This window comes from Paraburkholderia sp. (genome assembly GCF_034668105.1).
In the GTDB taxonomy this organism is placed as follows: domain Bacteria; phylum Pseudomonadota; class Gammaproteobacteria; order Burkholderiales; family Burkholderiaceae; genus Paraburkholderia.
In genome coordinates this window covers 1-7,217 of sequence record NZ_JAXDPY010000080.1, presented here as the reverse complement: position 1 = coordinate 7,217, position 7,217 = coordinate 1, and the positions used below count along the sequence as shown (strand labels likewise).

Genomic DNA, 7,217 nt, shown 5'->3' with positions numbered 1-7,217 from the left:
GCACTCGACGACAAGCTCGCGGATCTGAACCGTGGCCCCTCCGTCGAAGATCGTCTCGAAGCGTTGAAGAAGCAGATCAACACACCGGCCCAGTAATTGCGTTGGAGGTGAACCGGTCGCCATCGTGATGTGCGCAACCGGAACCGCCACCGCATCGCCGGCCGCCGGTGTGCCACCGCAACCGGACCGCCGGCCGCCGGACCGCCGGCCGCCGGATTGCCGGCCACCGGAATCGCCGGCCGCCGGAATCGCTGAAGGAGACGGGCGCATCGCGTCCGGTCCGTAAATGAAAAAATTTCTCGCAAGCGCATTCGCCTCACTGCTGTTCGTCTCGGCTGCGGCGTTCGCCGTACCGACTGTCCAGCAGATCGAATCCGCCATGTCGCAAGGCAACTGGCAGCAGGCCGACGCCGGCTTGAGCGAAGTGCTGCAGGCGCATCCGAACAACGCGCGCGCGCACTATCTGTACAGCCAGGTGCTCGATCGTGAAGGCCGTTATGCCGACGCCCTCGCCCAGGTGCAACAGGCCAAGACGCTCGACCCGCAAATCCGCTTCACCGACCCGAGCCGGTTCGCGCAAACCGAAGCGCGTATCCGTAAAGACGCGGAACGTGCCGGCGGTGCCGCCGGCAACACCACTAGCCGCGCGGCCAATCCATTCGTGCAGCAGAATTCGCCGGCGGTGCAGCAGCAGTCGGCCATGGTGCCGCAAGCGCCGCAGCGGCATGGTCCCGGCGTCGGCATGTGGGTCGGCATCATTCTGCTGATCGGCGTGATCGCGCTCGTGCTGCGCTGGACCTTGCGCCGCGCCCGCTCGCAAGACGATTCGCGCGCCGACGACGATCGTCGCGTGCAACTCAAGCGCGCGACCGAGATGCTCAACGCCGTGCGTTCGTTGAAGCTCGACGTGAAGCTTTCCACCGCACCAGGTCATGAGGCGCTGGAGAAGGAAGTCGAAGCGACCGAGGAACAGTTGCGTGGCCTCCTCGAAACGCTGTCGAACAGCAAGAATCCGGTGCCGCCGTATCAACTCGACGAACTCGAGCAGCGCATCGGCAGCATGCGCGCCCGTGCCGACGGCCGGCCCGATCCGTATGCCGCGTCGGCCGCCGGCACGCAGCAGTCGTCGTATGCGCAGGAAGCCGAACGTTTCGGCAACCCGCCGCAAGCGCCGTATCCCCCGCAAGGACCGTATCAGCAGCAACCGCCGGTTATCGTGCAACAGGGCGGCGGTGGTTTCGGCGGTGGCATGGGCGGTCTGCTGACCGGCGTGCTGCTCGGCGAGGCGCTGAATTCCGGGCGTGATCGGGTTGTTGAACGCGATGTGATTGTCGATGACGAAACGCGTCGCCGGGGCGGTGACGGCGGCAATGGCGGCGGCCTCGACTTCGGCCAGGGCTCGAACGACTGGAACGACAACAGCGGCGGTGGCGTCGACATGGGCAGCAACGACGATTCCGGCGGCTGGAACGATACCTGACACGCAGCACTGCTTGAGACGCAACCGATCAAACGCTAATCGATGAAGCTGCAATGAAAACAGGCTCCTGCATGGAGCCTGTTTTTTATGTCCCTACCTTTTACGCGCTCACTGGCGCGGCGCGCTCGCCGGTTCATGCTGCGCCAGCAGGATCGACCCCGCGAACAGCCGGACGACGAAACGTTCCGCATACGCGATCAGTGCCTCCCGGCGCGCGGCATCCGCGTCGATATATTCCGCTGACAGATGAAACAGCTGCAGCACGATCTGCGTGCAGACTTCGTCGACGGTTGCGCGGGCGAGCGTCGGCATCAACCCGAGTTGCACGACGTCGTCCGCCATTTCCGCCGACACCTCGTTGAGGTTCTTCCGCACCGCCTCGCGCAGCGCCGGCGATGTGCCGTGATACTCGGCCAGCGCGCTCACAAACGCCTCGCGGTTCTCCAGGGCAAACGCAAAAAACGCCACGCACGCGCGACGAGGCACGCTCTGCGGCTCGTCGTGCGCGGCCAGCCAGCGCTCACGCCGCAGCATCGGCCGCAAGCGGCGGCTGACCGATTCGACCGCCTCGCGCGCCAGCTCGTCGAGCGTGTGAAAATGGCGGTAGAACGTGTTCGGATTCAATCCTGCCTCGCGCGCCAGTTCGCGCAGGCCGAGGCTCGCAAAGCTGCGCCCGCCCGCGGTCAGACGCAACGCGGCTTCGATCAGCTTGCGCTTGCCGGGCGCCAGGTCTTGCGCGGCATGCGCGCCAGGATCCGCGGCGGGCGCCGCTTCGGGGACGTGTTTCATGAGCTTCAGTCAGCGTGCGGCTCGTGTGTTTGATAGTCGTACTCTAAACGATCTTGACGCGAAGTGCACAGTTGTCTACCCTGCGCATTGTGCCGATGTAGACATGTGTAGACACTCCAACATATGTAGACACCGGGATTCCACTCACCTCTTCGGAGACCCGCTGTGACGTCAGCCACATCCGCCCCACCCGCCGCGCCGCGCATTGCCATTGTCGGAAGCGGTTTCGCGGGCATCGGCATGGCAATCCGCCTTCAGCGGATGGGCGTCACGTCGTTCACGATTTACGAGGCGGCCGGCGATATCGGTGGCACCTGGCGCGACAACACCTATCCCGGCGCGGCCTGCGATGTGCCGTCGCATCTGTATTCGTTTTCGTTCGAGCCGAATCCGGCGTGGTCGCGTACGTTCGGCGGCCAGGCGGAGATCCTCGCTTACCTCAAGCATTGCGCGCGCAAATACGGTGTAGATCGTTACGTGCGTTGCAATGCGCGCGTGGCCTCGGCTCGTTTCGACGAAGCGCGGCAAACCTGGCAAGTCGAGATCGATGCGAACGGTACACGCGAAAGCATCGAGGCCGATGTGGTGATCGCGGCGAGCGGTCCGCTGTCGCGGCCGGCCATGCCGCGGATCGCCGGGCTTGACCGGTTCGAAGGCAAGCTGTTCCACTCGGCGCGCTGGGATCACGATTATCCGCTCGAGGGCAAGCGCGTCGCGGTGATCGGCACCGGCGCCAGCGCGATCCAGTTTGTGCCGCAGATCCAGCCGCGCGTAGCGCGACTCGAACTGTTCCAGCGCACCGCGCCGTGGATCATGCCGAAGCCGAACAAGCCGATCGGCCCGCGCGCGCATTGGCTGTTCCACCATCTGCCGTTCACGCAGCGCTTCGTGCGCAATGCGATCTACTGGCAGCTGGAGTCGCGCGCGATTGCATTCGTCGTCAATCCGAAGCTGATGAAGTTGCCGATGAAGTTCGGCCTGAGCTACCTCGAACGGCGCGTGAAGGACCCCGCGTTGCGCGCCAGGTTGACACCGAACTACCGGTTCGGTTGCAAGCGCGTGCTGCTGTCGAGCGATTACTATCCGGCGCTCGGCCAGCCGAACGTCGACGTGGTGACGACCGGCATCCGCGAAATCGTCGCCGACGGCATCGTCACCGAAGACGGCGCGCATCACCAGGCCGACGCGATCATCTGCGGCACCGGTTTCCAGGTCAACGACGTGGGCGCGCCGTTCGATGTCACCGGCATCGACGGTGCCGATCTCGGCGCGATGTGGTTACGCGATGGACCGGAGGCCTACCTTGGCACCAGCGTCGCCAACTTCCCGAACTTCTTCATGATGGTCGGCCCGAATACCGGGCTGGGTCACAACTCGATGATCTACATGATCGAGTCGCAAGCGCAGTACATCGCCGATTGCCTGCGCGTCTTGCGCCGCCGCAACGCACGCACGATGAACCTGCGGCACGACGTCCAGCGCGATTTCAATGAGCGTTTGCAAAAGGAGATGCAGCACTCCGTGTGGGTCAGTGGCTGCCAGAGCTGGTATCAGACGAAGAGCGGCAAGGTCACAGCGTTGTGGCCGGGCTTCACGTTCAGTTTTCGCAAACGCACGAGACGTGTCCGGCCGCATGACTATCGATTCGCGCGTTAAGGAAGGGTGCGGCGGTTGAGGCGGTATTCGGGTGACGGTGCGGCCGATTGTCTGATGCGGGTCGTGCGGAGGCGGAGGACGCAACGCGGCGGCGGACGAGAGGCAGATGCTGATGCTGATGCTGATGCAGACGTAGACACAGAGGCAGAGGCAGATGCAGATGCAGATGCAGATGCTGGCACAGCGACGATCTAATTCGAACCAAAGGGGGACAACAACCATGGCAAGCATCGAATCCGCGGCGCCCACCTCAACCGCTCCCCTGCCGCCGCGCTCGCTCGCCGCGCGCCTCGGCATCACCAGCGTGCCGCGCGCCGAATTGCAGCGGCGCTACACGCAAAGCGGTTCGAAGTTCGTCAAGATCATGGGCGCCGACGTGCATTACGTCGATGAAGGCAGCGGCGCTACGATCGTGATGATTCACGGTTTCGCGTCTTCGTTGCACACGTGGAATCGGGTCGCCGACGAACTCAAACGCGAGCATCGCGTCATCCGCCTCGATTTGCCGCCGTTCGGCGTGACCGGGCCACTGCGCTCGAACTCCGGCGCAATCGAAACGATGAACCTGCCGACCTACCGGCGTTTCATCGACACGTTCATGCAGGCGCTCGGCATCTCGCGCGCGACGCTGATCGGCAACTCGCTCGGCGGCCTGATTTCGTGGGATTATGCCGCGCGCCACCGCGAGGCCGTCGACAAGCTCGTACTGATCGACTCAGCCGGTTTTCCGATGAAGCTGCCGGTTTACATCGGCCTCTTCAATAGCGCGCTGGTGCGAGTCAGTTCGCCGTGGTGGCTGCCCGACGTCATTATCAAGAGTGCGGTACGCAATGTGTATGGCGATCCGCGCAAGGTCGATGCGGTGACGCTGCGGCGCTACGTCGAATTCTTCCACGGCGAAGGCACACGCGCGGCGATCGGCAAGATGGTGCCGACGCTCGATTTCAAGGATGTCGACACCGACGTGCTGACGACGCTGAACGTGCCGGCGCTGGTGCTGTGGGGGGCGAAGGATCGCTGGATTCCGACGGCGCATGCGGCCGAATTCGCGAGCCGTATTCCGGGAGCGAAATCGGTGATGTATCCGGGACTCGGCCACATTCCCATGGAAGAAGCGCCCGAGCGCGTGATGGCTGATTTGCGTGAATTTCTCGGTTCACATCCGGCGGCTGCGCCGGTGTCGGAAAGCATGCGCAGTACGCCGGTCTGATCTTTTGTCACGCGCAAGGCGAGGGTCGTGTCGCCGTTGCGGTGTGCGGTGTGCCTGCGCACCTGCACCGCCGGTAACTCACGCCCGCGCGTCACGCCCCCTTCAACCGCCGCCCAGCAACCGCAATAACCCCCAGAGAAACTTGCAGAGCATTACGATCAGCTCCCACAGGTGATAGAGCTGTTGCCAGCCCGAAACGCGCGCGAAAGAGTCGATCATGGATTGCCGGTAAGAGAAAAAATGGCTGCGGATTTGCAAGCCGAGCGTCCATGATACCGATTGACTGCGGGATACTCCGTATCCAGTCCTTTGCAAGCTTGCCGTAAACGCGTCGAGAAGACGCGACATCCGCACTGGATGAACGCGCTCATTGACTGCGCCAGGCGCACCATCAGGAGACCAGCATGACGCGTTTCAGATTTCGCCGGGCCGGCCGTTCGCAAGCAGTCGTTGGCGATATTGCCGCGCAAGCCGGCAAACTGGGGATCGAGATCTGCGACGTATCGGGCCACGTCGAGGAAGTTGCCGCGCGCGTGCAGCGCCAGGCGCAGGTATGCCGTGCGCTGCGCGAATCCGCCGCGCAGACGCTGGCCGGCAATCACCGGATTGCCATTGCCGCGCGGGAAATGCGCAGCGTCTCGGCCGAAGCCGCGACCGGCGTGCAGGCATCGCAGCAGACACTGGAGGCGTCGCTTGCCGACATCCATGGGCTGGTGGAAGGCGTGACGGTCATCGAGAGCCAGATCGGTGCGCTGCGCAGTGCGTTGGCGCACGTCAGCCGTGTCTCGGAGGAGATTTCGCTGATCGCTCGCCAGACGCATTTACTGGCGCTCAATGCCGCGATCGAAGCCGCGCGCGCCGGCGACTCCGGCAAGAGTTTCGCGGTGGTGGCAGCCGAGGTGAAGAACCTGTCGGCCAAGACCGCGGAGGCGACCGGCCAGATCGAGACGACGCTGGCGCAACTCACTCAGCAGACCGAGCAATTGATCAACGAGGGCTCGGTGAACACGGCGCGCGCGCATCGGGTCCGCGAAGGCACCCGCAAGATCGGCGACGTCGTGCACGCGACGGGCAACGCCATTACCCAGCTGAATGAGGAAGCGGGGCAGATTGCCGCGTTGACTGGCGATATAGAAACGCAATGCAACGGGCTTGAGGCACAGGTGCTGGAAATGGCGAGCGGCGTCGAGGATTCGAGCGAGAACTTTGTGCAGGCGAAGGACCGGCTGGGGAATTTGCTCGGCGTGTCCGAGACGTTGATCGAGCTCACCGCGGCGACCGGGGTCGAAACTGGAGACACGCGTTTTATCGAGGCGGTGCAGCGCGCTGCGGCGACGGTGAGCAAGCTGTTTGAAGCCGCCGTTGCTCGCGGCGAGATATCGATTGATGATCTGTTCGATCAGAACTATGTGCCGGTGAGCGGAAGCAATCCTGCTCAATTCATGACGCGGTTTACTGCTTTTACTGATCGCGTGTTGCCTGCTGTTCAGGAGCCTTTGCTTGGGCTTGATCCACGCGTGGCGTTTTGTGCTGCTGTTGATGTGCGCGGTTATTTGCCGACTCACAACCTCAAATTTTCTCTGCCGCAGCGCGATGATGCGGTGTGGAATATGGCGAATTGCCGGAATCGGCGGATGTTCGATGATCGTACGGGGATTGCGGCGGCTTCGCATGTTAAGAAATTTTTGCTGCAGACGTATCGGCGCGATATGGGCGGTGGGGAGTTTGTTTTGATGAAGGATGCGTCGGCGCCTGTGGTTGTTGCCGGGCGGCATTGGGGTGGGGTTCGGATTGGGTATAAGGTTTGAGTTTTTTTTGCCTGCGGCGCTTGTTGTCTGTTTGCTTATGGCGTGGGCCTTTCCTTTATCTAACTCTTTGGCCTTTCCTTGACTTCTTATTGGTCTATTAGCGTCGCCCCTGTGCGGGGCGGCACTTACTTTCTTTGCCGCGGCAATGAAAGATAAGCAAAGAAAGCCGCTCAACCCGCCAGCTCATAAGCGGGTCCCTCGCACAGTCGTGGCAGTGGTACATCTGGAATCCGTGCTCTCGCACACTCAGCGTCAGTGACAACGCGCTCATCAG

5 protein-coding genes and 1 pseudogene are annotated in these 7,217 nt (G+C 62.9%); 5 read left to right on the top strand and 1 reads right to left on the bottom strand.

Annotated elements, in window-relative coordinates:
• A pseudogene (locus tag QOC89_RS04100) lies at window positions 1-96 on the top strand (PspA/IM30 family protein); the annotation flags it as partial.
• A 190-nt stretch (window positions 97-286) separates the two neighbouring features.
• Window positions 287-1,480: a tetratricopeptide repeat protein gene (locus QOC89_RS04095; protein WP_323043854.1), complete on the top strand. Its 1,194-nt coding sequence runs from the start codon at window positions 287-289 to the stop codon at window positions 1,478-1,480.
• A gap of 108 nt (window positions 1,481-1,588) precedes the next feature.
• Here the strand turns inward: QOC89_RS04095 and QOC89_RS04090 are convergent, their stop codons facing one another.
• The gene (locus QOC89_RS04090; protein ID WP_323043853.1) at window positions 1,589-2,269 is read right to left on the bottom strand and encodes a TetR family transcriptional regulator; all 681 of its coding nucleotides are present in this window, start codon (window positions 2,267-2,269) and stop codon (window positions 1,589-1,591) included.
• A gap of 165 nt (window positions 2,270-2,434) precedes the next feature.
• Here QOC89_RS04090 and QOC89_RS04085 point away from each other — a divergent pair, with 165 nt between their 5' ends.
• The 3 genes from QOC89_RS04085 to QOC89_RS04075 all read left to right on the top strand — a co-directional run bounded on the left by QOC89_RS04085 (window position 2,435) and on the right by QOC89_RS04075 (window position 6,943).
• Entirely contained in the window at window positions 2,435-3,925 is a 1,491-nt protein-coding gene (locus QOC89_RS04085; RefSeq protein WP_323043852.1) for an NAD(P)/FAD-dependent oxidoreductase, read from the top strand.
• A gap of 220 nt (window positions 3,926-4,145) precedes the next feature.
• Window positions 4,146-5,135, top strand: a complete 990-nt coding sequence (locus QOC89_RS04080; RefSeq protein WP_323043851.1) for an alpha/beta hydrolase — start codon at window positions 4,146-4,148, stop codon at window positions 5,133-5,135.
• Between the two features lie 404 nt (window positions 5,136-5,539).
• Complete coding sequence (locus QOC89_RS04075; protein WP_323043850.1) at window positions 5,540-6,943, top strand: methyl-accepting chemotaxis protein; 1,404 nt, start codon at window positions 5,540-5,542, stop codon at window positions 6,941-6,943.
• The last annotated feature ends 274 nt before the right edge of the window (window positions 6,944-7,217 follow it).

What these genes read in the sequence shown, in the direction of transcription:
- QOC89_RS04095 (WP_323043854.1), top strand. Translation starts at nt 287, where the DNA reads ATGAAAAAATTTCTCGCAAGCGCATTCGCCTCACTGCTGTTCGTCTCG.
- QOC89_RS04090 (WP_323043853.1), bottom strand. Translation starts at nt 2,269, where the DNA reads ATGAAACACGTCCCCGAAGCGGCGCCCGCCGCGGATCCTGGCGCGCAT.
- QOC89_RS04080 (WP_323043851.1), top strand. Translation starts at nt 4,146, where the DNA reads ATGGCAAGCATCGAATCCGCGGCGCCCACCTCAACCGCTCCCCTGCCG.
- QOC89_RS04075 (WP_323043850.1), top strand. Translation starts at nt 5,540, where the DNA reads ATGACGCGTTTCAGATTTCGCCGGGCCGGCCGTTCGCAAGCAGTCGTT.